This window comes from Lentzea rhizosphaerae, assembly GCF_042649515.1.
Lineage (GTDB): Bacteria > Actinomycetota > Actinomycetes > Mycobacteriales > Pseudonocardiaceae > Lentzea > Lentzea aerocolonigenes.
Genome location: NZ_JBHRZI010000014.1, coordinates 43,752 through 67,164 on the forward strand (window position 1 = coordinate 43,752; position 23,413 = coordinate 67,164).

At 70.0% G+C, this 23,413-nt stretch carries 23 protein-coding genes and 1 pseudogene; 6 read left to right on the top strand and 18 right to left on the bottom strand.

The genetic code is table 11. The annotated features are described in order from the left end of the window. Window positions 1-47: 47 nt before the first annotated feature. Together ACFOWZ_RS16205 and ACFOWZ_RS16210 are read right to left on the bottom strand one after the other, a co-directional pair. Window positions 48-2,189: a DEAD/DEAH box helicase gene (locus ACFOWZ_RS16205; protein WP_382373213.1), complete on the bottom strand. Its 2,142-nt coding sequence runs from the start codon at window positions 2,187-2,189 to the stop codon at window positions 48-50. Window positions 2,190-2,237: 48 nt separating this feature from the next. After that, a complete protein-coding gene (locus ACFOWZ_RS16210; RefSeq protein WP_382373215.1) occupies window positions 2,238-2,837 on the bottom strand; it encodes a TetR/AcrR family transcriptional regulator in 600 nt (199 codons plus the stop codon). Between the two features lie 106 nt (window positions 2,838-2,943). On the opposite strand from ACFOWZ_RS16210, the gene ACFOWZ_RS16215 reads away from it, so the two are divergent. The 3 genes from ACFOWZ_RS16215 to ACFOWZ_RS16225 all read left to right on the top strand — a co-directional run bounded on the left by ACFOWZ_RS16215 (window position 2,944) and on the right by ACFOWZ_RS16225 (window position 6,424). Next, entirely contained in the window at window positions 2,944-3,786 is an 843-nt protein-coding gene (locus ACFOWZ_RS16215; protein WP_382373217.1) for an alpha/beta fold hydrolase, read from the top strand. 71 nt (window positions 3,787-3,857) lie between these two features. Next, window positions 3,858-4,418 (top strand): TetR/AcrR family transcriptional regulator, encoded by a 561-nt coding sequence (locus ACFOWZ_RS16220; RefSeq protein ID WP_382373462.1) that lies wholly within the window; start codon window positions 3,858-3,860, stop codon window positions 4,416-4,418. 11 nt (window positions 4,419-4,429) lie between these two features. Next, window positions 4,430-6,424: an ABC transporter ATP-binding protein gene (locus tag ACFOWZ_RS16225; RefSeq protein WP_382373464.1), complete on the top strand. Its 1,995-nt coding sequence runs from the start codon at window positions 4,430-4,432 to the stop codon at window positions 6,422-6,424. Here ACFOWZ_RS16225 and ACFOWZ_RS16230 read toward each other — a convergent pair. The 7 genes from ACFOWZ_RS16230 to ACFOWZ_RS16260 form a co-directional block, all read right to left on the bottom strand. Further along, window positions 6,388-7,710, bottom strand: coding sequence for an alpha/beta hydrolase domain-containing protein (locus ACFOWZ_RS16230; RefSeq protein WP_382373219.1), 1,323 nt, complete (start codon window positions 7,708-7,710; stop codon window positions 6,388-6,390). The genes ACFOWZ_RS16225 and ACFOWZ_RS16230 overlap by 37 nt on opposite strands. A gap of 23 nt (window positions 7,711-7,733) precedes the next feature. Further along, on the bottom strand, window positions 7,734-8,510 hold the full coding sequence (locus ACFOWZ_RS16235; RefSeq protein ID WP_382373221.1) for an ATP-binding cassette domain-containing protein: 777 nt from the start codon (window positions 8,508-8,510) through the stop codon (window positions 7,734-7,736). After that, complete coding sequence (locus ACFOWZ_RS16240) at window positions 8,507-9,367, bottom strand: ABC transporter ATP-binding protein (protein WP_382373223.1); 861 nt, start codon at window positions 9,365-9,367, stop codon at window positions 8,507-8,509. The genes ACFOWZ_RS16235 and ACFOWZ_RS16240 overlap by 4 nt, the downstream gene beginning before the upstream one ends. A 9-nt stretch (window positions 9,368-9,376) precedes the next feature. Then, complete coding sequence (locus ACFOWZ_RS16245) at window positions 9,377-10,318, bottom strand: ABC transporter permease (protein WP_382373224.1); 942 nt, start codon at window positions 10,316-10,318, stop codon at window positions 9,377-9,379. A gap of 7 nt (window positions 10,319-10,325) precedes the next feature. After that, on the bottom strand, window positions 10,326-11,156 hold the full coding sequence (locus ACFOWZ_RS16250) for an ABC transporter permease (protein ID WP_382373226.1): 831 nt from the start codon (window positions 11,154-11,156) through the stop codon (window positions 10,326-10,328). Window positions 11,157-11,180: 24 nt separating this feature from the next. Next, on the bottom strand, window positions 11,181-12,728 hold the full coding sequence (locus tag ACFOWZ_RS16255) for an ABC transporter substrate-binding protein (protein ID WP_382373228.1): 1,548 nt from the start codon (window positions 12,726-12,728) through the stop codon (window positions 11,181-11,183). Between the two features lie 94 nt (window positions 12,729-12,822). Then, on the bottom strand, window positions 12,823-13,929 hold the full coding sequence (locus ACFOWZ_RS16260) for an ArsR/SmtB family transcription factor (RefSeq protein ID WP_382373230.1): 1,107 nt from the start codon (window positions 13,927-13,929) through the stop codon (window positions 12,823-12,825). A 63-nt stretch (window positions 13,930-13,992) separates the two neighbouring features. Here ACFOWZ_RS16260 and ACFOWZ_RS16265 point away from each other — a divergent pair, with 63 nt between their 5' ends. Next, complete coding sequence (locus tag ACFOWZ_RS16265) at window positions 13,993-14,199, top strand: hypothetical protein (protein ID WP_382373232.1); 207 nt, start codon at window positions 13,993-13,995, stop codon at window positions 14,197-14,199. 37 nt (window positions 14,200-14,236) lie between these two features. Continuing rightward, on the top strand, window positions 14,237-15,076 hold the full coding sequence (locus ACFOWZ_RS16270) for an SDR family oxidoreductase (RefSeq protein WP_382373234.1): 840 nt from the start codon (window positions 14,237-14,239) through the stop codon (window positions 15,074-15,076). On the opposite strand, the gene ACFOWZ_RS16275 is transcribed toward ACFOWZ_RS16270, so the two are convergent. After that, window positions 15,027-16,379: an alpha/beta hydrolase gene (locus tag ACFOWZ_RS16275; RefSeq protein ID WP_382373236.1), complete on the bottom strand. Its 1,353-nt coding sequence runs from the start codon at window positions 16,377-16,379 to the stop codon at window positions 15,027-15,029. The two genes, ACFOWZ_RS16270 and ACFOWZ_RS16275, sit on opposite strands and share 50 nt — an antisense overlap. Before the next feature lie 176 nt (window positions 16,380-16,555). Between ACFOWZ_RS16275 and ACFOWZ_RS16280 the strand changes: the two genes are divergently transcribed. Further along, window positions 16,556-18,820, top strand: a complete 2,265-nt coding sequence (locus ACFOWZ_RS16280; protein ID WP_382373238.1) for a PQQ-dependent sugar dehydrogenase — start codon at window positions 16,556-16,558, stop codon at window positions 18,818-18,820. A 4-nt stretch (window positions 18,821-18,824) separates the two neighbouring features. On the opposite strand, the gene ACFOWZ_RS16285 is transcribed toward ACFOWZ_RS16280, so the two are convergent. From ACFOWZ_RS16285 to ACFOWZ_RS16320, 8 genes and pseudogenes are all read right to left on the bottom strand, one after another. Next, entirely contained in the window at window positions 18,825-19,685 is an 861-nt protein-coding gene (locus tag ACFOWZ_RS16285) for an SDR family NAD(P)-dependent oxidoreductase (protein WP_382373240.1), read from the bottom strand. 66 nt (window positions 19,686-19,751) lie between these two features. Beyond that, window positions 19,752-20,192: a MarR family winged helix-turn-helix transcriptional regulator gene (locus ACFOWZ_RS16290; RefSeq protein ID WP_382373242.1), complete on the bottom strand. Its 441-nt coding sequence runs from the start codon at window positions 20,190-20,192 to the stop codon at window positions 19,752-19,754. Between the two features lie 21 nt (window positions 20,193-20,213). Continuing rightward, window positions 20,214-20,789: a cation:proton antiporter domain-containing protein gene (locus ACFOWZ_RS16295; RefSeq protein WP_382373244.1), complete on the bottom strand. Its 576-nt coding sequence runs from the start codon at window positions 20,787-20,789 to the stop codon at window positions 20,214-20,216. An 86-nt stretch (window positions 20,790-20,875) separates the two neighbouring features. Continuing rightward, window positions 20,876-21,400 (bottom strand): annotated as a pseudogene (locus tag ACFOWZ_RS16300) (cation:proton antiporter domain-containing protein); the annotation flags it as partial. 31 nt (window positions 21,401-21,431) lie between these two features. After that, the gene (locus ACFOWZ_RS16305; RefSeq protein ID WP_382373246.1) at window positions 21,432-21,662 is read right to left on the bottom strand and encodes an anti-sigma factor family protein; all 231 of its coding nucleotides are present in this window, start codon (window positions 21,660-21,662) and stop codon (window positions 21,432-21,434) included. Continuing rightward, entirely contained in the window at window positions 21,659-22,261 is a 603-nt protein-coding gene (locus ACFOWZ_RS16310; protein ID WP_382373248.1) for an RNA polymerase sigma factor, read from the bottom strand. Before ACFOWZ_RS16310 ends, ACFOWZ_RS16305 begins: the two co-directional genes overlap by 4 nt. 10 nt (window positions 22,262-22,271) lie before the next feature. Then, entirely contained in the window at window positions 22,272-22,976 is a 705-nt protein-coding gene (locus ACFOWZ_RS16315; protein ID WP_382373250.1) for a flavodoxin family protein, read from the bottom strand. Next, window positions 22,973-23,401 carry an SRPBCC family protein gene (locus tag ACFOWZ_RS16320; RefSeq protein ID WP_382373252.1) on the bottom strand — a complete coding sequence of 143 codons (429 nt, stop codon included), beginning with the start codon at window positions 23,399-23,401 and terminating at the stop codon, window positions 22,973-22,975. The genes ACFOWZ_RS16315 and ACFOWZ_RS16320 overlap by 4 nt, the downstream gene beginning before the upstream one ends. Between the last annotated feature and the right edge of the window lie 12 nt (window positions 23,402-23,413).

Here is a 23,413-nt window from a genome sequence, read left to right on the forward strand (position 1 = left end):
CCCCCGCCAAACAGGAGCAGTGGCGGACAGGACTCTTGGCGGCCCGCTTAGAGACCGAGGCGCTGCTGCTCCGCCTGCACCACTCGCTGCTCCACCGACACCGCCGAATCCAGCGCGCTCGCGTGTGAGTGCTTCGTGTCGCTTTCGCGCGCGTAGTGGTCGAACAGCAGGGTCTTGTGGTCACGGATCTCCTGCACCCGCGCGTCCACGCTGTCCTTGACCAGCAACCGGTGCACGTGGACCTTGCGGACCTGGCCCATCCGGTGGCAGCGGGCGATCGCCTGGTCCTCCGTGCTCGGTTTCCACTGCGGCTCAGCGATGATCACCACGGACGCGGCCTGGATGTTGAGGCCGACGCCGCCCGCCTCGATCTGGGCCACCAGCACCGCGTGGCCCTCGCGCGCCGTGAACGCGTCCACCATTTGCTGACGGCCCTGCGCCGGCGTCGCGCCGGTCAGTGGGCCGAAGACTTCGACGTGGTCCGCGACCGTGTCCAGCACGTCGTGGAAGTAGGAGAACACCACCACTTTCCAGCCGTTGTCCTTCGACTCCTCGATGATCTCCAGCAGGCGCTCGAGCTTCGCGGAGCCGCGGGGCGTGCCCGGTGTGTAGGCGGCGCGGCGCATCGCCATCAGGTTGCCGTCGCGCACCGCGTCGCGGTACGCGCGCCGGTCCTGCCTGCCGAACTCGACCCAGTCCTCCACCTCCAGCAGCTCGGGCAACTCCCCCAGCACGTCCTCCTGGTTGCGCCGCAGGTACACCGGTGCGACGACGCGTCGGAACGCCTTCGCTCCCACCACCGCGTCGATCGCGCCCGTGCGGGCCGCGACGCTCGGCTGGAGGTAGGCGACCAGGTTGCGGAACTCCTCGACGCGGTTCTCCATCGGCGTGCCGGTGAGGAGCACGGCCCGTTCCGCGCGTTGCACGATCGTGTTGACCGCCTGCGAGCGTTGCGTGTCCGGGTTCTTCACGTAGTGCGCCTCGTCGACCACGACCATCGTCGGGCGGAACCTCTTCGGCAGCACCAGTTTCGGCAACGTGCCGAAGGTCGTCACGCCGACGCCGCCCTGCGCCAGCCACTCGCTGACGGCGCCGTCGCGGCCCGTGCCGTGCATCCGGTGCGGCACGAGGTCGCTGTGCCTGGCGATCTCGTTGACCCAGTTGACGACGACGCTCGCCGGGCAGACCACCAGGAACCCGCGCCGGCCCTCTGCGGCGAGGCTCGCCATCACCGCGACGGCCTCGATCGTCTTGCCCAGTCCCATCTCGTCGCCGATGATCACGCGTTTGCGGGCGAGCGCGAACTTGGCCCCGAACACCTGGTAGCCGCGCAGCGACACCTTCAGCATGCTGGTGTCCAGCGGGGTCGCGTCGACCTCGTGCTCGATGTCGGCCGGGACGAACCCCTTGGCGGCACTGCGATCCGGCACCGCGTCCGCGCCGGCGACGTCGGCGAGGAGTGTGTTGTAGGCAGCCGCGTCGAGCTCGTAGTCACGCCACAACGCGCGGTGGTCCAGGTCCGGCACGCGCAGCTGCTTGCCCACCGCGCGCAATGCCGCCACGTCACGGCTGGCCAGCAGAGCGTCGAGCCGCTCGAGCGAGTCGACGGCGGCCTGGCGCTTCTTCCGCGACGAGAAGAACATCCACACCCGGCTCCGGGCACGGGACGCGGCACGCAGGTCGGCGTCGACCCGGCCCAGCACGTCGCCGAGAGGCTCGTGCAGCGGCCCGACGAGCTGGTTCGCCCTGCGCAGCTTGGACATCAGCTGCAGCAGCTCGGTCTGGACGCGGTCGGCGCGGTCGGGGTTCAGCCGGACCGTCGTCTCACGTGCGACGCCCTCGACGACCGCACGGGCGACCCGCACGATCTGCTCGGCCGACTGCCTGCCGACGCCGTGCACGCGGTCGAGCTCTTCCGGGCGCGCCTCGGCGACGTCGGCGACGGTCGTGTACCCGGCAGCCTTCACCTTGCTCAGCCGCAAGTTCGCCTTCGTGTCCCGCAGCTTGTCCACCGGCATGGCCCGGATCTGGTCGGCCACCAGCGAGTCCCGCACCGCCTGGTACTTCGCGGCGGCGAGCGCGAGCAGCCGATCCGGTTCCGCGCGCACCCCTGCCGCTTCGGCGCGGAACGTCTTCGCCGCGGCCAGCACCGCGCGAGCACGCCTACCGACCTTCGACGAGTCGTCCACCCGTGTCCTTTCGTCAGGCGGTCAGAGAGTACCTAAACGAGGTGACCGCTAACCGGGGAACAGGTGCCCGAGCCGGTAGTCGATGATCCGCGTCGCCTGTTCGATGTCGTAGGCGTCGACCAGGATCGCGCTGAGCAGGCCCGCGGTCATGGTCGCGAGCGCGTCGGCCTCCAGCCCGGCGTCGAGGTGCGCGGGAACCCTGCCGCGCTGCTGGCCCCGGCCGAGTTGGTCGGCGAGCAGGCGCACGAGGTGGGGCAGCATGGCCTGCTGGTCCGGAGCCTGGCCGCCACGGGTGACGTCGACGGCGAAGTAGGCGATCTGCACCGCGCACAGCATGCGGCTGCGTTCGTCCGTCGGGAGCACGGCGAACAGGCACGCGCGGATGACGGCGCGTTCGTCGCCGGTCCGCATCGCCTCGGCGATGTCTCGCCCTGCCCGCTCCGCGCCCAGTTCGGCGATGCGTTGCCAGGCGTACTGCAGCATCTGCTCCTTGGTCGGGAAGTAGTACTGCACCTGGAACATCGAGATGCCGGCCTCCGCCGCGACCGCCCGCAGCGTCACCGCCTGGAGGCCCTGCGTCGCCGCGATCCGGAAGAGCGCCTCCGTGATCTCCCGCCTTCTCTCGTCGTGGTCAACGCGTTTCGGCACGCGATCACTGTGCCACACCGGTTCCTGTCGGCCGGGCAGGCCGGCTGCTATAACATTGCATCTGCATTGGAAAAAGACCTTGGGGGTCGAGGTGCTCGGAAGGTTCGTGGATCAGAAGGCGCAGGAGAAGTACTTCGCCACGTACGACGCGATCCTGCGGAAGTGGCCGGTTCCGTCCGAGGAGCTGGACGTCGAGACGCGGTTCGGGCCGACCAGGGTCCGGCGCAGCGGAACCGGGCGGGGCACACCGGTCGTGCTGCTGCACGGTGTCATGGGCACGTCGTTGTCCTGGTACCCCTTTGTCGCCGAGCTGGCCGAGCGGCACACGGTGTACGCGGTGGACACGATCGGCGAACCGGGCCGCTCGGTCCAGACGCGTCCCGTGCAGAGCGGCCAGGACCAGGCGGACTGGCTCGCCGACGTGCTCGCGGGCCTGAGTCACGAGAAGTTCCACCTGGTCGGGATCTCCCGCGGCGCCTGGCTGGCGCTGGACCTCGCCACGCGTTCCGGCGACCGGATCTCGAGCGTGATCGCCATCGAACCCGGGGGCTTCGGGACCATCGGGCTGCGGTTCGTCCTCTGGAGCTTCGGCCAGATGTTCCGCTGGCTGCTACCGGCACCGATCCTGCGCCGGATCTTCTCCGGAGATCCCTACGCGCGCCGCACCCTGGCCCCGCTGGTGATCCGCGGGCTCAAGTACAAACCGCACTTCCCGCCGCAGTACGTGTTCACCGACGACGAACTGCGCGCGATCGACGTGCCCGTCCACTTCGTGCTCGCCGAACGCAACGGCGTCTTCGACGCGCGCGAGCTCGCTGCCCGCGTCGAGGCACTCAATCCCCGCCTCCGCGCGGAGATCGTGCCGAAGACCACCCACGCGCTGCCCCTGGAGGAACCGGAGCTGACGATCTCCCGGATCCTCACCCTCGTCGCGGACGATACTCGTTGACGGAGTGAGCGCTCACTCCGCAAGATGGGTGCATGACACCAGCAGCCGAGACCCGGCGAAGAGCGCCGAGCATGAGCGCGGAGGACCGGCGCGCCATGATCGTGCACGCCGTGCTGCCGCTCCTGATCGAGCACGGCGCGAACGTGACGAGCAGCCAGATCGCCCGCGCCGCCGGCATCGGCGAGGGCACCATCTTCCGCGCGTTCAAGGACAAGGACGAGCTGTTCGACGCCTGCACGGCCGAGGCCCTCAAGCCTGACCACGTGCTCGACGCGATCGCCGAGATCCCCCTGGACCAACCTCTGGAAGACCGGCTCGTCGAAGCCGCCGAAGCGCTCGGCGCGCATCTTGAACGGATGGGCGCGCTGATGGGAGCGCTGCACGCGTCCGGCCGGATCAAGCGCCGCGACCCCGAACGCAAGGGCGGCCGCCGCGAGTCGATGGCCGCCATCCGAGCGGCGGTGGTCGAGCTGTTCACGCCGGAGCAGGATCGGCTGCGGCTGCCGCCCGAGCAGCTCGCCGGTCTCTTCCTGACCCTGCTGTTCGGCGGCCGCCGAATGGCGTCGGACGACGCGCCCACGACGCGCCAGGTGGTCGACTTCTTCCTCCACGGCGCCGTGGAGGCCGGATGAACCCGGACGGCGTGGAGTTCGTGCTGGGCCGGCGCGGCCGACGGCGGCGCGCGGTCACGGTGCCGGACAGCGGGCTCACCGGACCGGTCGACATTCCCGAGGCGAAGCCGGAGGACGGACCGCGGGACCTGCGTTCCCGGCTGAAGCGCGCGAGGACGTCCGTGGCGGGGACCGTCCGCGGCCTGCCGAAGGTCGCGAAGCTGACGTGGCAGGCCAGCCCGGCCCTGACCGTCGTCCTGACGCTGATCACGCTCCTGTCGGGCCTCCTGCCGACCGTGACCGCGTACATCGCGAAGCTGCTGCTGGACTCCGTCGTCGCCGCGATCGGGCACACCGGCACCACCGGTGACATCGCGAGGATCGCGTTGCTCCAGTTCGGCGTGCTCGCCGCGATCGCGATCAGCAGCGCGCTGACGTCGATCGCGCAGTCGCTGCTGCAGGAACGCATGACGCTGACCATCCGCCACCAGGTGATGACGCACGCCAGCGAACTGCACCTCGCGTACTTCGAGGGCTCGGCGTCGTACGACGTGCTGCGCCAGGCCGCGCAGGAAGCGCCGACGCGGCCACTGTCGATGATGAACTCCGCCCTGGGCCTCCTGCGCACGCTGATCACGTTCGGCAGCATGGTCGCGCTGCTCGTGTCGATCAGTCCGGTGCTGGCCCTGGTCGCACTGCTGGCGCCGATCCCGGCGTTCATCTCGCAGTCGAAGTACGGCACGCGCGCGTTCTGGCTGACGTTCGTGATGTCGCCGATCAAGCGCCGGATGGACTACCTGTCCTCTTTGGTCACGACGGACACCTACGCCAAGGAGACGAAGCTGTTCGGGCTCGGCCCGTACTTCGTCGACCGGTTCCGCCGGCTCGGCACCGTCTCCTACGAGCGGCAGCGCAAGCTGACGATCAACCGCAACATCAGCTCGACCTCCTGGGGCCTGTTGAGCACGTTCGCGGGTTCGGCGATCACGTTGTACATCGCACTGGAAGCGGTCGGCGGACGACTCACGCTCGGAGACCTCGCGCTGTACACGGCCGCGGCGGCATCCGTGCAGACGTCCGTGTCCGGTCTCTTCACGGCCTTTTCGGGGATGTACGAGAACAACCTCTACCTCGACACGCTGTACCGGTTCCTCGGCACGAAGCCGGAGATCACGGCACCGGCGTCGCCACGCCCGATGCCGTCCACAGTGGAGGGACACATCGAGTTCGACTCGGTGACCTTCAGCTACCCCGGCGCCGGGGAACCCGCGCTCGACGACGTCAGCTTCGAGATCCGCCCCGGCGAGACGGTGGCGGTGGTGGGCCGCAACGGCGCGGGCAAGTCGACGTTGTTCAAGCTGCTCTGCCGCCTCTACGACCCGACCGGCGGCCGCATCCTGCTCGACGGCGTCGACATCCGCTCCTACGACCCCGTGGAGCTGCGCACGCGGATCAGCGCGATGTTCCAGGACTACGTGACGTACCAGGGCACCGCCGCGGAGAACATCGGCCTGGGCGACCTGACCCGACTCGAAGACCGGCCGCACATCGAGAACTCGGCCCGCCGCGCCGGCGCGGACGAGAGGATCGAGCGACTCCCCCAGGGCTACGACAGCCCGCTGGGCCGCTGGTTCGACCAGGGCGTCAGCCTGTCCGGCGGCGAGTGGCAGAAGATCGCGCTGGCCAGGGCGTTCCAGCGGGAGGCACCGATCCTGGTGCTCGACGAGCCGACGTCGGCACTGGACGCACAGGCGGAGCACGACCTGTTCTCGCGGCTGCGGGAACTGTCGGAGGGCCGCACGACGCTGTACATCTCGCACCGGTTCTCGACCGTGCGGCAGGCGGAGCGGATCCTGTTGCTGGAGCACGGGAAGGTCGCCGAGTACGGGACGCACGAGGAGCTGATGGCGGCCGGGGCGGGGTACGCCGAGCTGTTCACGTTGCAGGCGAAGGCGTACCTCGACGAGGTGCCCAGCGGCGGCGACGGGGATCAGCGCCGGAGCTCCTCGGCGTCGATCGGCAGGTAGGTCTGCTCCTGCAGGTAGTGCTCCAGCCGGTCGGCGACCTTGCGCTGCCACCGCTCGACGTTCCCGTACAGCTGCTCGAACCTGGCGGGGCCGAAGGGGATCTCGTTGCCGTGGTACCAGCTGGGACGCCCGAGCGGGGTCGCCGCGGTCAGCGTGGACGTCGGCACGTCGACGTGGGTGGTCCGCCAGCCACCGAGCGCATTGCCGTGCTCGTCGCGCAGGATCTCGTCGGTGTCCCCTTCGGTGGCGAGCACCATGCTCGGCGCGGGCGCTCGTCCGGTGTCCGACCAGTCCAGCAGTGCCTGCCACAACGCGTGGTAGACGTGGCTGTTCGGAAAGGTGCTCCACCGGGCACCCGCCGGGAGCGGGCACCTGGCGAGCCGCTCGCGGTCGGCGGCGGACATCTCGCGGGTCTCCCGGTGCGCCATGCCGGCCACCTCGTACAGGCGGAAGCTCGGGCTGTCGGCGCGGCGGTGGCTCAGGCCGCGCACCTGCCCGCCGACTCCGCAGCGGCGGCGGACGCTCTGGAACTCGGCCTCGCCGAGCACCTCGATGACGGGGACGTCGACGTCGGGCAGGGCGGGACCGCCGGACGCTCCCGGCAGGTACCCGTCGAAGGCAGGCGCACCGCCGGCGAGCCGCAGCCGGTCGTGGTGGTGGCGGATGAACTCGCGCACGACCCCGCCGGTCTGGGAGATGCCGCCGAGGAACACCTTGCGCGCCTTGATCCCGGTACCGGGCAGGCCTTCTCGCAGCGCGGCGGAGACCTGGGCGAGGATCTCCGGCGACTGCGGTGTCGCGTCCCACCACTGCCGCATGAACCTGTCGTACTCCGCCACCACCTCGGCGTAGTCCGCGTCGGGCGAGAACGGGATCGTGGCGGCGAACTGCTGGGAGAGCGGGCTTTCCGCGAACGTGAACGACCGGTAGCGGTCCGGGTCCGCCCCAGCGACCAGTCCCATCGCGGAGGGGGCCTGCGAGTCGATCTCGACCCAGACGTGGTTGCCCCGCATGACGAACCGGTTGATCGCGCGCCACACCGAGGTGCCGCCCCAGATGTGGCTGGCCTCGGCGATCGCAATGCCGCTGAAGCGCGCGAGGTCGGCAGGGCGGCGGATCAGGATCCTGGTGCCGTAGGGAGTTCCGGCGGCAGTGCCGGACACGAGGTACTCCTCCTGAACGTAGTCGTACCGCGCCATCCGGTCGGTGCCGTACGGCTCCAGCACGACCGCGCGGGAACCGGGGACGTCGGGGTGCGGGCCGGTGGTGGCCGCGATGACGGACATGCAGGTCCTTTCTTGAAGTGCCGTCACAGCGAAGGTGCGGCGTCGAGCAGGGTTCGGGTGTAGGGCTGCTGCGGGGAGTCGAAGACGTCGTCGCGGCTGCCGAACTCGACCAGCGCGCCGGCTCGCATCACGGCGACCTGGTCGCTGATGAACTCGACCACCGCCATGTCGTGCGAGACGAACAACATCGCGAACTTCCGCGCCTGCTGGATGTCCTTGAACAGGTTCAGGATCTGCGCCTGGACCGAGACGTCGAGGGCGGAGACGGGTTCGTCGGCGACGAGGAGGTCCGGTTCGAGCGCCAGCGCCCTGGCGATGGAGATGCGCTGGCGCTGGCCACCGGAGAACTCGTGCGGCAGCCGGACGAGACCTCCGCGGGCGAGCCCGACCTCGTCGGCGAGCGCGGCCGCGCGGTGCCGCCGTTCCGAGCGGGTGTGCAGGCCCTGCGCCCGGAACGGTTCGACGAGCAGGTCCTCCAGGGTCATCCGGGGGTTGAGCGAGTTGGACGAGTCCTGGAAGACCATCTGCATCGTCCGCCGGAACGTGCGCATCTTGCCGGGGGTCAACGAAGCGAGCGCCTGTCCTCGCACCGTCACCCGGCCGCGGTCGGGTGACAACAGGCCGATCGCCATGCGGCCGAGCGTCGACTTGCCACTGCCCGACTCCCCCACCAGGCCGACCGTCTCACCGGCGTGCACGCGCAGACTCACCGACGTGACGGCGGCCGTGCGACGGCGCGCGAAGAACGGGCCGGCGGAGAAGTCCTTGCCCACGCCGTCGAGGTCCAGCACCACGGTCATCGCGCACCTCCTGCCATCGCACGGGTCTGCTCGAGCACCGCGCCGTCGATCGTGGGAAGCCGGTCGGGACGACGGCCGAGCCGCGGCGCCGCGTCGATCAGCGCGCGGGTGTAGGGGTGCTCGGGCCGGTCGACGACCTGCGCGGTCGGGCCCTGTTCGACGACCCGTCCGTCGTACATCACCAGCACCTCGTCGCTGTGGCGGGCGACCAGCCCGAGGTCGTGGCTGATCAGCACGAGCGCGAGGTCGAGCTCCTCGCGCAGCCGCACGAGCAGTCCCAGGATCTGTTGCTGCACGGTGGGATCGAGTGCCGTCGTCGGTTCGTCGGCCAGCAGCAGCCGAGGCCGGCACGAGATCGCCATGGCGATCATGACGCGCTGGCGCATGCCGCCGGACAGCTCGTGCACGTAGGCGTCGAGCACCTTCCGTTCCCTGCCGAGGCCGACCTGTTCCAGCAGTTCGAGGGCCCTGTCGCGGGCTTCCCGGCGGCCCAGGCCGAGGTGGTGGCGCAACGGGCGGATCATCTGGGTACCGATGCGCAGCAACGGGTGCAGGGCGCTCATCGGTTCCTGGAACACGTAACCGATCTCCGCTCCCCCACGGGCACGTCGTCGTTTCGCCGGCTCGCCGAGCAGTTCCGTTCCGTCGAAGAACACCGAGCCTTCCGCGGTGATCTGCGGCGGCAGGATGCCCATGACCGCGGCGGCGGTGATGCTCTTGCCCGATCCGGACTCGCCGACGACCGCGAGCGTCCGGCCGCGGTGGACCTCGAAACCGACGTCCCGCACCAGCGGGAAATCCCCGATGCGCGCGGAGAGCCCCGAAACGCGCAGTAGTGGCTCTGTTGTGGTGTGCACGCCGACTCCTCAGTAGCGGATGCGCGGGTCGAGCAGCGAATAGAGCAGGTCGATCAGCAGGTTCAGCAGGACGTAGACCACGGCGATGAAGAAGATGCAGCCCTCGATGACGGGGTAGTCACGGCGTTGCACCGCGGTCAGCAGGAGCTGTCCCAGGCCGGGGACGGAGAAGACGGACTCGGTGACCACGGCCCCGCCCATCAACGAGCCGGTGGTCAGGCCGACGACGGTCACCATCGGCACCACGGCCGCGCGGAAGACGTACTTCCGGATCACCGTGCGTTCGGGCAGCCCCATCGACCGTGCGGTGGTCACGAACGGCTGGTGCAGCGAGTCGAGCACGCCCGCCCGGCTGTAGCGGAACAACGTGGCCGCCTCCACCAGTCCGAGCGAGATCGCGGGCAGCGCCAGGTGGTGCAGGAACAGCACCGGGTCCTCGGTGAACGGGACGTACCCGGCGACCGGGAAGACCTGCCAGACCACGCCGAACACCGCGATCAGCAGGACGGCGAGCCAGAAGCTGGGCACCGCGATGCCGATCGACGAGCCGAAGACCAGCACCCGGTCGAGAAGACCGTGCCTGCGGGTGCCCGCGGCGATGCCGAGGACCGGGCCGATCAGCACCGCCACGGTGAGCGCGAGCACGGTGAGCTGCACCGTCACCTGCGCGTGCTCGAACACCAGTCCGGACACCCTGAGCTCGGCGAACAGCGAGTCGCCGAAGTCGAGTCGCACGACCCTGCCGAGCCAGCCGAGGAACTGGTCCCACAGCGAGGCGTCCAGTCCGAGCCTGCTGCGGACCTCCGCGATCTCTTCCGTGGTCGCGGAATCACCGGCGATGGCCGCTGCCGGGTCGCCGGGCGCCAGCCGCAGCATCACGAACAGGAGCACCATCGGGACGGCGACGGTGGGCAGGAGCGCGCCGAGGCGCTTGAGGAGGTAGTTGGTCACGGGGTTCTCACTTCCTCGCCGACCGGGGGTCGAACACGTCGCGGAGGCCGTCGCCGAGCAGCACGAGCCCGAGCACTGTCGCCACGATGGCGAGGCCCGGGAACACCCCGATCCACCAGGCCGAGTAGAAGTACTGCTGGGCCGCCGACAGGCTCGTGCCCCAGCTCGGCACGTCCGGAGGCAGCCCGATGCCGAGGAAGCTCAGCGCCGCCACGGACAGCACCGTCACCGAGAACGCCAGCGCGGCCTGCACGATCGCCACCGACAGCGCCTCGGGTGCGACGTAGCGCAGCAGCACCCAGCTCGTGCGGGATCCGAGCGAGCGCGTCGACTCGACCATCGGCATCGCCTTCACCGCGAGCGCCGCACCCCGCACGACGCGGGTGACCATCGGGATCAGCACGACGGTGAGCCCGGTGATCATCGTGGCGACGCCGTCGCCGAGCACACCGACCAGGCTGATCACCAGCACGATCGACGGGAACGACATCAGGCCGTCCACCACCCGCATCACCACGGCGTCGACCCAGCGGAAGTACCCGCACGCGACACCGAGCACGTAGCCCGTCACGACGGCGAGCGCGGTCGTGACAGCGCCGATGGCCAGTGACGTGCGGGCGCCGTGGACCACCATCGTCCAGAGGTCCCTGCCCTTCTCGTCCGTGCCGAACCAGTGGCTCGCGCTGGGCGGGCGCAACGTGATGGTGGGATCGACGCGGTAGGGGTCGCCGCCGAGCAGCGGGGCCAGCACGGCGAGGGCGATCATCAGTCCGAGCAGCGCCGCCCCCGCCATCGCGGTCCGATCGCGCACCAGGTCCTGGAAACGTTGTCGCAGCATGGGATTTCCTTCGTACGAGGCGGGCTAGCGACCGAGCCAGACGTTGTAGAAGCCGCGGACCGTGCCGAGCGCCGGCGCGAACCCGCCGACCCGCGTGCTGGTGACGGCGAGGTTCCCCTCGAAGCCGAGCTTCACGAACGGCAGGTCGGTCCACACGAGCTGCTGCAGCTCGGTCCACGCGGCCTGCCGGGCGGGTGCGTCCGCGCCGGAGAGGATGCGGTTCATCAGCGCGTTCTTCGCCGGGGTGTTCCACCAGCCGGGGAAACCGGAGCTGAGGAACACCACCGTCAACGGGTCCGAGTAGCTGGTGCCGGTGGCGAGGAACAGGTCCCACTGCGCCGGGTCCGCGCGGCGGGAGGTGAAGCTGGTCTCGTCGGTGGCCTGCAGGGCGACGTTGATCCCCGCGGCGCCGAGCTGCTGGCGGACCAGTTCGGCGTGGGGATCACGGCTGGGCCGGTACAGGATCCGCAACGGCGTGCCGTCGTAACCAGCCTCTGCCAACGCTTTCCGCGCGCCCTCGACGTCCGGGGCCGCCCGGTAGACCTCGCTGCCCGCGGTCGAATGCCACGGCGAGGTCTCCAGGAACATGCTGGAGTCGTCGATGAAGCTCTCGGTCGAGCCGAGGCTCTGCAGGGCGATCTGCGCCGGGTCGAGTGCCCGCTGAACCGCTTGGCGCAACTCGAGGTTCGTCGCAGGCCCCTGCTTGAGGTTGAACTGCACGAGCCGGAACTGGCCGCCCGGCACGACGACCGGGTTCAGCAGTCCGTCACGCCGGTAGCTCGGCAGCTGGTCCATGAGCGGACCGGACAGGGCGATGTCCGCAGCGTCGGTCCTGAGCTGGTTGAGGACGTTGGACTCGTTGTAGGGGATGAACTTCACGCTGTCGGCGTAGGCGTTCTTCGCCCCGCTGGCCCCGTCCGGCGGTTCGGTGCGGGCCCGGTACCCGTCGAAGCGGTCGAGAACCACCCGCCGGTCCGGTACGAACTCGCGCAGCTTGTACGGTCCGGTGCAGATGATGCGCGGAAGGGGCTTCTTCGCCGGCACGCCGGCCACGAGTGACGCGGGCATGACGTAGGCGGCGGTGTCCGGAGTGGACAGCAGCGCGGGAACCGCGGAGCTGGGCTGCTTGAGCTTGATGACCACCGTCAGGTCATCGGCCGCGGACACCTTGTCGAGAATCTTGCCGAAGGTCGCGCCGGGACTGCTTTCCGCGTACCGGCGCAGTGATGCCGCGACGTCGTCCGCCCGCAGCGGCTGGCCGTCGTGGAAGGTGACTCCCCCGCGCAGCCGGACCGTGTAGGTGGTGGCGCCGTCGTACCGGTAGTCCTCGGCCAGCCCGTTGTGCACGCCCATGCGGGCGTCGTTCTCCCACAGTCCCTCGCACATGGTCGCGGCGGCAGACCAGTTGCTCCGCAGCGTCGAGTACACGGGATCCAGTGCGGTGGGCATGCCCGCGACCACCAGCTCCCCGCCGCGGCGAGGAGTCGCTGTGTCCACAGTGGCTCGTGCGGTGCATCCGGCCACTGTGGACACCACGAGTGCTGCGGCGAGCAGCTGGCGAGGCGTCTTCATCGGCACTCCTGGGGGACGTCGGGCGGCGAGTGGCGCCAAGTATGCGTCCGTCCCGGTGCGGGAGCGCCCGGAGTTACCGCGGGTGCGGTAATGGTCAGCCGACGATGCCGGCGACCAGGTCGTAGCCGATTCCGTAGAGCCTGCTGGTCTGGATGCGGTGCTGGACCGTGCGCCCGTGCCGTGCGGACACGACCAGGCCCGCCTCGCGCAGGCGCCGCAGGTGCCGGGACACCTGGGGCTGCGTCATCCCTGTCCGCCAGGCCAGCTCGGTGGTGGTGCACTGCTCGTTGATCAGGTGCCGGCAGATCTCCAGCCGCCCGGCGTCGGTGAGCACGAGCATCCGCTCCCGGATCTTGTCGAGGGTGTCGGCTCCCCTCGGCCCGTGCTGCTCCGCCGGGTACTGGACGACGACGGGCGGCTGTTGCTGCGACGGCCAGCCCTTCACCTTCTCGGCCTTGACCAGCAGGTGCGGGTGCGCGAAGTGGGACGGCACCAGCACCAGCCCGCGGCCGCGCACCGGCACCGCCGCCTGCTGGAGCTTGCTGAACTCGACCGTGTGCTCCGCGACGTCGATGACGGAGTTCGGCGCGAGCGACCCCACGACCAGAGGCAGCGGCTCCGTCCGCAACGACGCCTCGACCCGTTCGACCGACCGCTGGAGAGCAGGCTGGAGCCTGCGCCACAGCACTCCGAAGAACGTCTCCGACGCCACGTGCAGCAACCCGATCAACCGGACCCGCAACCGTTCCGGATCCGCCACCAGCTCGGCGGCCAGCACACCGCGCCGCGTGGACCGCTCCCCGCACGCCCGGACGAAGGCCTGTGCACCGGCGGCGTCGTCCAGCGGCCAGGCGAAGTTCTGCCGGAGGCCGAAGATCGCCATGCCTGCCATCTGGATGAACACGCCGATGTCGAGGCCGGAGATCTGAGCGAGCTCGGCGTCCAGGTCGCCGGAACCTCCCTGCGTCAGCGGCAGCATCAGCCGGGTGCGGAACCGGGCCCACAGCGGCGCGAACGCGACGAGGTCCGCCGCCGCCGGTTCGGGCAGGTCGGTGAGCACCCGTCGCACCCACGCACCTCGGTCGGGGTGGTGCTCCGGTTCCGCGAGCACGTGCAGGCACGCCATCAGCTCGGCGGCCGCCGAACAGCGAGCCGACACCTCGGCCGGCCGCACGCCGTGCAGTCGCAGGAGGACGGACATGGCGGACGAGTGTAGACGTCAGGCCGGAGAATCCGGGGTGACCGCACGGCGTGGCCGTTCCAGGTGTGGGCGGGGAACCTGGCGCCGTGGCTGTGGGCACCCGCGCGTGCGAGCGAGGCCTGGATCACCTTCGTGGCGCGGCGGCTTCGGTGGCACCTCGGGACCCCCGAAGCCGCGGCCGCCGTGCGGGCCGGGCTCGGTGGCGAGCGGTTCGGTGACCCCGCCCAACGCGGCGAGACCGAGTTGGTCCACCAGTTCGGGTCCGGCTGACAAACGGGCCGGACCGCACAGGCGCGATACTTCTGCCATGACAGCGAAAGCGGGCGCGGTCGTCACCGGAGCCGGTCGCGGCGTGGGCAAGCTGGTCGCGCGGATGCTCGTCGAGCGCGGCTACACGGTCCTGGTCACCGACGTCGACGAAGCAAGCGCCACCGCGACCGCCACGGAGATCGGTGCGATCGCGCGGGTCCTCGACGTGCGGAACGACGTGGCCGTGCAGGCCGCGCGCGACGACATCGTCACCCGTGCGGGCCGGCTCGACGTCTGGGTCAACAACGCCGGTGTTCTGGTGACCGGGCCCGCGTGGGAGCAGGACGCCGCCACCCGCAGGCTGATGATCGAGGTCAACGCCGTCGGGACCATCAACGGAACCGTCGCCGCGATCGAGGCCATGCGCGGACACGGCGGGCACGTCGTGAACATCGTGTCCCTCGCCGGCATCACGGCCGTCGCGGGCGAGGCGGTGTACGCCGCCTCCAAGCACGCGGCCATCGGCTTCAGCCTCAGCACCCTCGCCGATCTCCGGCTGGCGGGAGTCCGCAACATCGACATCTCGTGCGTCTGCCCGGACGGCATCTGGACGCCGATGCTCCACGACAAGCTCGACGATCCGGCGGCCGCCCTGTCGTTCTCCGGCACGTTGCTGCAGCCCGCCGACATCGTCACCGCCGTCGCCGCCGTGCTCGGCAAACCCAAACCGGTCACCACCATCCCGCGGTGGCGTGGAGCGTTGTCCCGGTTCGCGGACACGTTCCCCCGGTTCGGGTTGCGCGCGATTCCGTTCATGGTCGCGCAAGGCCGCCGGACCCAGCGCAAGCTCAGTGACGCGTCGAGCGGTCGCCGAGGAACTCCGCCGGACGGAAGCTGACGAACGCGGCCGGGCCCAGACCGAGCGAGGAGGCGCGGGCCTGCAACCGGCGCGGATCGGCGAGACCGTCCCACCGACCCGTCTCGATGCGCTCCTCGACGGTGAGCACCGCCGCGACCAGTTCGGCGGGCGTGAAGGCGCAGTGCCCCGCGTGGTCGGTGTACGCCTGCCGGTGCAGACCGGCGGAACCGCTGTGGCGAACGTCTTCGGCGTACTCCTCCTGGTGCTGCACCGGAACCAGGCCGTCGTCGGTCGTGTGCATGGTCAGGACCGGCATGGCCAACCGTCCGGTCAGCGTGGACGTCCTGGACATCCAGCCGTGCGCCGCGGGGTCGGCCGTGACGTTCGCCGTGCGGGTCAGCAGGTTCAGGTCGGCGTGCAGATCGGCGCCTGCCCGCCCGTACAGCTGCGCCACCTGGGCGAGGCGGCCCGACTCGGCGAGTTGCCGGCCGTAGTTCACGCCCTTGTTCCACGTCGGGTTGCCGCCCGCGCTGCGCTCCATGTCGGCTCGGCCGAGCACGATGAACGGCAGGATCGCGCGCAGGTTCTGGTACTGGCCCGTCACCTGGGCGTCGACGTCGACGGGCTTCGGCTGCCCCGCCACCCACGACGGCTCCTGGTACAGCGCGGTGATCAGGGCGATGCGAGCGCGGCCCGCCGGAGTGGTCCAGGCCTGGTCCAGGGCCGTGATCATGCGGTCCGACGTCGCCGCGGCCTCGGCCGTGCTGGTGAACCGGACGAGCTTGACCTGTTCGCCGGGCAGGAGCAGCTGGGCGAGCGCGTGCGAGCCGTCCAGCTGGTAGTTGTGCAGGTCGATTCCGCCGCCCATCAACCCGCAGGTCGCGACGGCGCCGTCGAGCCTCCGTCCGCCGCGTTCGGCGAGCTGTCCGGTGACCATGCCGCCGAACGACGTCCCGAGCGCGATGGCGCGACGAGGCTTGCCGATGATCCCGGTGACCGCCTGCAGCGTGTCGAGACCGTCCTGGGCCGCGGTGTCGGCGACCCATCCCGGGCGGGAGTACGACGAACCGGCCAGTGCGTAGCCGCGAGCCAGCAGGGCCTCCGCGGTGGCCGGGTCCGGGCTGTTGACCGGCGGGTTCACCGGAGTCGGGTTGTAGCCGTGGCTGTAGAGCAGCACCGTGCCGTTCCAGTTCGCCGGCACGTCGGCGATCCAGGTCGCACCGTTCGGCAGGACCCCGTCGTAGCGGGTCGCGGGCGCGGCCTGGGCAGTGGCGGGCACCAGTCCCAGCACCGCCATCGAGGCGATCACTGTGGAGATGAGCAGTCGTTGGCCAGTCTTCACGCAGCACGACGTTAGGCAGATTTCTGACGGCCGTCAATGAAATAGCGAACTCTGATATTTCAAGATCCCAAGTGGACACTCGTGACGAGGCGTCAACGACCGGGCACAAAACGTTGCCACGTAACGATTCCACCCTCTCCGCGATGTCAACGGCACCGGACCGGAAGGGGGCCGCAATGTCGCAGCGCCCTTGGCTGAGGACAGCCCTGCTCGCGTTGGTTCTGCTCGCGCCCTCGATCGTGGTGGTGTCACCCGCTGCCCAGGCGGCCACGCTGCCGCCGAACTTCCAGGACCGGGTGGTGTTCAGCGGGCTCAGCAACCCGATCGACGTCGAGTTCGCCGCGGACGGACGCGTGTTCGTGGCCCAGAAGAACGGTGTCATCAGGGTTTTCGACGGCCTGACGGACACCACGCCTACGACGTTCGCCGACCTTTCGGCGAACGTGCACGACTTCTGGGACCGCGGGATGCTCGGCCTCGCGTTGCACCCCGCCTTCCCGGCGAACCCGTCCGTGTACGTGCTGTACGCCCACGACCCGAGCGGGCGGTGGGGTGACGGCTGCCCGACCCCGCCGGGACCCACGACCGACGGCTGCCTGGTGTACGGGAGGCTGTCCCGGCTGACCGCGAACGGCAACACCACGACCGGGGCGGAGCAGGTCCTCATCCAGGACTGGTGCCAGCAGTACCCCAGCCACTCCGTCGGCACGCTGCTGTTCGGCCGTGACGGCGCTCTGTACGTCAGCGGCGGTGACGGCGCGAGCTTCAACAACGTCGACTACGGCCAGTACGGCGCCAACTATCCCGGCAACCAGGCCAACCCGTGCGGCGATCCGCCGGGTGCCGTCGGTACCGCGCTCACGCCGCCGGACGCACAGGGCGGCGCGCTCCGCAGCCAGAGCATGCGCCGCCCCAGCGGGCCGGTGACGCTGGACGGAGCGGTGCTGCGCATCGATCCCGCCACCGGCGCGGGCCTGCCGGACAACCCGTTCGCGTCCTCGGCCGACCCCAACGCGCGCCGCGTGATCGGCTACGGCCTGCGCAACCCGTTCCGGATGACCCAGCGGCCGGGCACCGACGAGCTGTGGATCGGCGACGTCGGCTGGAACGCCTGGGAGGAGATCAACCGACTCACCACCGGCCGCAACTTCGGCTGGCCGTGCTACGAGGGTTCCGTGCCGCAGAGCGGTTACCAGAGCGCCGGACTCACCTCGTGCTCGCAGCTGTACAACACACCCGGCTCGGTGACGGCGCCGTACTACGCCTACAGCCACAGCGCGTGCGTGGTCGCCTACACCGGTTGCCGCACGGGCAGCTCGTCGATCACCGGCATGACCTTCTACCGGGGCGGCAACTACCCGGCCGAGTACAACGGCGCGCTGTTCTTCGGCGACCACAGCCGCAACGAGATCTGGGCGATGATGCCGGGCACCAACGGGCTTCCCGACCCCGCGCAACGCCGGTGCTTCGTGTGCGCGGACTCCTCCGGCGCGGCCGCGGGCCACCCGGTCGACCTCAAGATCGGGCCGAACGGCGACCTCTTCTACGTCAACATGGACAACGGCACGATCCACCGGATCACCTACACGGCGGCGAACCAGGCGCCGACCGCACGCATCAACGCCAGCCCGACGAGCGGCAACGCACCGCTGACGGTGAACTACAGCGGCACGGCGTCGACCGATCCCGAAGGCTCCGCGCTCACCTACAGCTGGGACCTCAACGGCGACGGGCTGTTCGGCGACGCCACGACACCGACGGCGACCCACACGTTCACGTCGTCCGGCAACTACGTCACGTCGTTGCGCGTCACGGACCCGCAGGGCGCCACCAACACGGCGACGGTGACGATCACCGTGGGCAACACCCCGCCGACCCCGGTGATCGACACGCCGTCGAACGCACTGCGCTGGAAGGTCGGTGACACGATCGGCTTCTCCGGCCACGCGACCGACGTCCAGGACGGCACCGTTCCCGCGTCCGGGCTCAGCTGGTCGTTGGTGCTCAACCACTGCTACAGCGCGAGCGACTGCCACGAGCACATTGTCCAGACGCTCTCCGGTGTCGCGAGTGGACAGTTCGCGACTCCTGACCACCAGTACCCGTCGTACCTGCAACTGCGTTTGACCGCAACGGACTCCGGTGGGCTGTCCACCACGACGAGTGTGCGGCTCGATCCTCAGACGGTGGTGCTCACGTTCAAGACCAACCCCGGTGGCCTCAAGCTGTCCGGGTTCGGGTTCAACGAGGGCGCGACGACCACGCCGTTCACCACCACCGTGATCGTCGGATCGAGCAACTCCGTCAGCGCGCCCACGTCCCAGGTCGTCAACCGCTCCACGTACTTCTTCTCCTCGTGGTCGGACGGCGGCGCGAAGGACCACACGTTGATCGCGCCCGCGGTCAACACCACCTACACCGCCTACTACCGGAAGCGGTGACCGGTCATCGCGAATGAGCCGCGGAAATCGTTTCGTGGTAAGTCTTTCCGCGGCTCATGCGGAGCAACGAGGCGACGCGCCGCTTCGTCAGAGCGGTGGCGACCAGGTCGCCCAGGCGCGGCGAAAACGCCTCCGCCAGCAACAGCACGTTCGCCGTCCGCGGGAGAACCACCCGGCGCTTTCCGTGCCGGACCGCGGCCACCACGGCCTTCGCGACGTCGTCCGGCGTCAGGGGCGTCATGTGGCGAAACGGCGGCGGCATCTCGGCCACGTCCGCGTCCCGCAGCAGGTCGGTGGCGGTCAGCGCGGGGTGGATCACCGAGACGCGGATGCCGTCGGCGGCCACCTCCTGGCGAAGGGCGTCGGAGAACGCCGACACCGCGTGCATGACGATCGCGTACGAACCGAACCGGGCGAAGGCCTTGCGCCCCATGACGGACGACAGGTTGACGATCGCCCCCTCCCCCTGCCGCCGCAGGATCGGGAGCACCTGCTGCGTCACGCCGATCATCCCGAAGAGACTCGCGCGCTCGGTCAGCCGCAGGTCCTCGGCGAAGGTGCCGGCGGCGACCTCGCCGACCTTGCCGATGCCCGCGTTGTTGACCAGCACGTCGATGCGGCCGAACCGGCTCATGGCGGCGTCGGCCAGCGCGGCGACCTCCGCGGGAACGGACACGTCGGTCTGCACCGACAGGGCGTCGGCCCCGAGAGCCAGAACCTCTTCCTCCACTTCGGCCAGCCGGTCCGGCGAGCGGGCCGCGAGAACGAGTCGCGCACCCTCCGCGGCGAACGCCAGAGCGACCGCCCTGCCGATTCCCCGGGAAGCGCCGGTCACCAGCACCACCTTGTTCGCGAATGTGCTCATTGCTCCTCCTTCTGTTGTACCTACAACATGCGGTCGTCGAAAGAACGCGAGACCTGAACTCGCGTCTCAGACGCCGGGCGGATAGCCCATCTCGCGCGCGATCCCCTGGATCGCACCGGTTCCCGAGGCCCCGAGAAGGCGGGCTGCCTCGTTCTGACACTGCCGCCAGACAGGCATCACGGACTCGATCTTGGCGCGGCCGGCGTCGGTGAGCGCGACCTCCCGGATCCCCTTCGCGTCGGCGGAGACGGCCTCGACCCAGCCGTGGCCGAGCAGGAGGTTCAGGTTGCGACTGACCGTGGACCTCTCCAGCTGCAACACGTCACCGAGGACGGACGGCGCGCACGGACCGGCTTTGCCGACGGCCGCGAGCAGGTTGAGCTGCGCGATCGTCACGCCGTGACCGGCGAGCGCTCCGTCGTAGAGGCTCGTGAGGGCCCGGCTGATCAGCCGGGCGCGGACCGCCAGGCAGTCGCCCACGATCTCGTCGACGGCAGAGGTCTTCACCAGCCCAGTGTTGCATATACATCAATCGGTGGCAACGCGCTCACGGCTCGCGCCCCTGGACAGCAGGCCGACCGCGGCGGCCGGGAAGAGCAGCACCGACAGCAGTCCGGCGCAGGTGAGCGCGGCAGCCGTGACCGGCGACATCAGACCGACGGCCACGCCGATCTGGGTCGCGGTGACGATGAACGGCAGCGAGGTCGCCTGCAGCAGCGCCACCGCGTACACGTCGCGGCGCGGCAGTGCGCGCGCGTGCAGGAACGCGGGCAGGCCGCGAGCGAGCAGGAGCGCGGCGAGGAACAACGGGACCCGCGCGAGCGCCCCGGCGTCGGCGAACAGGCCGCCCAGGTCCAGCCGGAGTCCGCTGGTCACGAAGAAGACCGGGATGAGGAAGCCGTAGCCGATGGCCTCCAGCTTGATCCGGAACCGCGGGTGCGACGTCGTGTCCCTGTCGACCACACCGACCACGACACCGGCGAGGAACGCGCCGAGGATGCTCTCCAGGCCCAACCCCTCGGCGAGCGCGACGAACGCCACGAGCAGCAACACCGCCGCACGCACGCGGATCTCCGCCGTCGTGTCCTGCAACCGCGACAGCACGTCCCCAGCCGTCGCGACCGTCCGGCGAAGGCGATCACCACACCGGTGAGCACGACGAGTCCCGCGAACAGGCCGAGCAGCCCGAACCGTCCACCGAGGCCACCACCGGACATGGAGAAAGCCAGCGACAGCAGGATGATCGCCGCGAAGTCCGCCACCGACGCACCCGCGATGGCGACCTGTCCCGCGTCGCTGTCGACGCGGCCCGCGTCCTTGAGAACGGGGACGATCAGACCGAGCGAGGTCGCCGAGAGGGTGACCGCCAGCAGCAACGGGCTCTGCACCCAGCCGGCCGCGTGGAAGGCGAACCCGGCGGCGAGCCCCGCCGCGAGCGTGACGGCGTAGCCGAGCAGCGCCTGACCGCTCAGCCGCCGCACGTCGATCTCCAGACCGGCGAGGAACAGCAGGAACGCGAGACCGAGCAACGCGACGATCTGCACCGGGAGGTCGATCTCCACCCAGCCGAGCCCCGAGGGCCCGACGACGACTCCCGCGACGATCTCCAGGACGACGGCCGGCACGCGCAGTGCGGGTGCGAGACCGAGCAGCAACGGTGCCGTCAACGCGATGGCGGCCACGATCAGCAGGTTGACGAACTCCACATCCGGCATGGGAGTTCAGTGCCCCCGAGCAGGCCGGACGTTACGCCCTGGGGAAGTTCCGGAACGCGTCGAGCAGCCGCTCACGCGTGTCGCCGGACAACGTCTCCGGCGGCAGCTCGCCCAGTTCGGAGATGGTGGTGCGGAACTGGTCGAGGTAGCGCTCGCAGCCCCGGCACTCCGCGAGGTGGGCGACGAAGTCACGCTCGGTCGCCTCGTCCAGCGCGCCCTCCAGGAACGCGGTGACGAGCTCGACGAACTCCTCACACGTCATGTCGCTCCCCCGAGGTACTTCTCGACGTGTGCGCGGACCGCCGCCCGACCGCGGTGCAGCAGCACCCGCTGGTTGGCCGCCGAGATCTCCAGCATCGCACACACCTCCTCGGACGAGTGACCTTCGACGTCGCGCAACGTCACCACCACGCGCTGCCGTTCCGGCAGCTGGTCGAGTGCCCGCCCCACCACGTGCCGAAACTCGTCGCCGAGCACCCACGGCTCGGGAAACTCCCGCCAGTGCCCCGGATAGGCGTCGCCGGGCCCGCGGAACCGGTCCGGGTCGACGGTCGGCCCGCCGTCCGGCTCCAGGCTGGTCCACGGCACCGTCCGCTTCTCCTTGACGCCCCGCTTCTTCGCCGTGTTGACCAGGATCCGGTACACCCACGTGCGCAACGACGACGCGCCCTGAAATCCATCGACACCGCGGATCACGGCCAGCCAGGTGTCCTGGACGACCTCCTCCGCCGAGGCGTCGGTGGACACGAACGAGCGGGCCAGCCTCAGCATCGACGCCGACCAGCTGTCCAGCAGCCGCGCGAACGTCGCCTCGTCACCGGACCGGAGTCCGGCGACGAGCACGTCGTCCGCGGGCAGCATCCACGGGAATCTACCGGTACTCGGGGTTGTCGAAGTCGTAGCGACATCCCGCGTCCCACCCGGAGCGCTGGTTCCCGTGAGCCGGGATTCCGCCCGCGTCCTTGAGCATGCGGGCCAGGTGCAGCAGGTTCCACGTCATGAACGTGGTGTTGCGGTTGGTGAAGTCGTTCTCCGGACCGCCCGATCCGGGGTCCAGGTAGGACGGTCCGGGACCGGCCTCGCCGATCCAGCCGGCATCGGCCTGCGGCGGGATCGTGTAGCCCAGGTGCTGCAGGCTGTAGAGGACGTTCATGGCGCAGTGCTTGACGCCGTCCTCGTTGCCGGTGATCAGGCAGCCGCCGACGCGGCCGTAGTAGGCGTACTGCCCGGCGTCGTTGAGGAGGTGCGAGCACGCGTAGAGCCGCTCGATGACCTGCTTGGTCACGGAGCTGTTGTCGCCCAGCCAGATCGGGCCCGCGATGACGAGGATGTCCGAGGCCATCACCCGTTCGTAGATCTCCGGCCAGGCGTCGGTCGCCCAGCCGTGCTCTCTCATGTCGGGCCACACCCCGATGGCGATGTCGTGGTCGATCGCCCTCAGGACCTCGACCTGGACGCCCTGCTTCTCCATGATCGCCCGGCTGAGGTCCACCAGGCCCTCGGTGTTGCTGCGGTCGGGCGACCGCTTGAGCGTGCAGTTGATGAACAACGCCTTGAGGTCGCTGTAGTCGGTCATGCGAATCGCTCCTTCAACGCGGTCAGGCCCGGCAGGAAGATCCCGTCGCGGACCTGGGAGAGCACCTGGGGTTCGTCGGTCGCGTCGCAGTCGAAGTCGGCCGTCCACTCGACCAGCGACGTGGTGTCGGACGCGGGCGTCACCCGCAGGCCGGAGACGTAGCCGCGCACGGGCAGTCCGGCGGTGTCCTCGAACGCGTACCGGGTGCTGCGTTCGGCGTCGTCCAGTGCGACGAGGCGTTCGCGGTGCCCGCCCGCCGCCGGGAACACGCGGACGGCACCCACCCGGTCGGCGGGGTCACCGCCTTCGATCTTCGCCTCCGGCAGGAACGGGTGCCAGGAGCCGATCGCGGAGAAGTCCCTCAGCAGCTCCCACACCTCCTGCGCGGGGGCGTCGAGCACAGCGCTGGTCACGATCCTGGGCATGCGGAAACTCCT

Bases quoted from the DNA above. Each gene is read 5' to 3' on its own strand.
- ACFOWZ_RS16220 (WP_382373462.1), top strand. From the start codon at position 3,858: ATGAGCGCGGAGGACCGGCGCGCCATGATCGTGCACGCCGTGCTGCCG.
- ACFOWZ_RS16230 (WP_382373219.1), bottom strand. From the start codon at position 7,710: ATGTCCGTCATCGCGGCCACCACCGGCCCGCACCCCGACGTCCCCGGT.
- ACFOWZ_RS16235 (WP_382373221.1), bottom strand. From the start codon at position 8,510: ATGACCGTGGTGCTGGACCTCGACGGCGTGGGCAAGGACTTCTCCGCC.
- ACFOWZ_RS16250 (WP_382373226.1), bottom strand. From the start codon at position 11,156: ATGCTGCGACAACGTTTCCAGGACCTGGTGCGCGATCGGACCGCGATG.
- ACFOWZ_RS16255 (WP_382373228.1), bottom strand. From the start codon at position 12,728: ATGAAGACGCCTCGCCAGCTGCTCGCCGCAGCACTCGTGGTGTCCACA.
- ACFOWZ_RS16260 (WP_382373230.1), bottom strand. From the start codon at position 13,929: ATGTCCGTCCTCCTGCGACTGCACGGCGTGCGGCCGGCCGAGGTGTCG.
- ACFOWZ_RS16270 (WP_382373234.1), top strand. From the start codon at position 14,237: ATGACAGCGAAAGCGGGCGCGGTCGTCACCGGAGCCGGTCGCGGCGTG.
- ACFOWZ_RS16280 (WP_382373238.1), top strand. From the start codon at position 16,556: ATGTCGCAGCGCCCTTGGCTGAGGACAGCCCTGCTCGCGTTGGTTCTG.
- ACFOWZ_RS16285 (WP_382373240.1), bottom strand. From the start codon at position 19,685: ATGAGCACATTCGCGAACAAGGTGGTGCTGGTGACCGGCGCTTCCCGG.
- ACFOWZ_RS16305 (WP_382373246.1), bottom strand. From the start codon at position 21,662: ATGACGTGTGAGGAGTTCGTCGAGCTCGTCACCGCGTTCCTGGAGGGC.
- ACFOWZ_RS16310 (WP_382373248.1), bottom strand. From the start codon at position 22,261: ATGCTGCCCGCGGACGACGTGCTCGTCGCCGGACTCCGGTCCGGTGAC.
- ACFOWZ_RS16315 (WP_382373250.1), bottom strand. From the start codon at position 22,976: ATGACCGACTACAGCGACCTCAAGGCGTTGTTCATCAACTGCACGCTC.
- ACFOWZ_RS16320 (WP_382373252.1), bottom strand. From the start codon at position 23,401: ATGCCCAGGATCGTGACCAGCGCTGTGCTCGACGCCCCCGCGCAGGAG.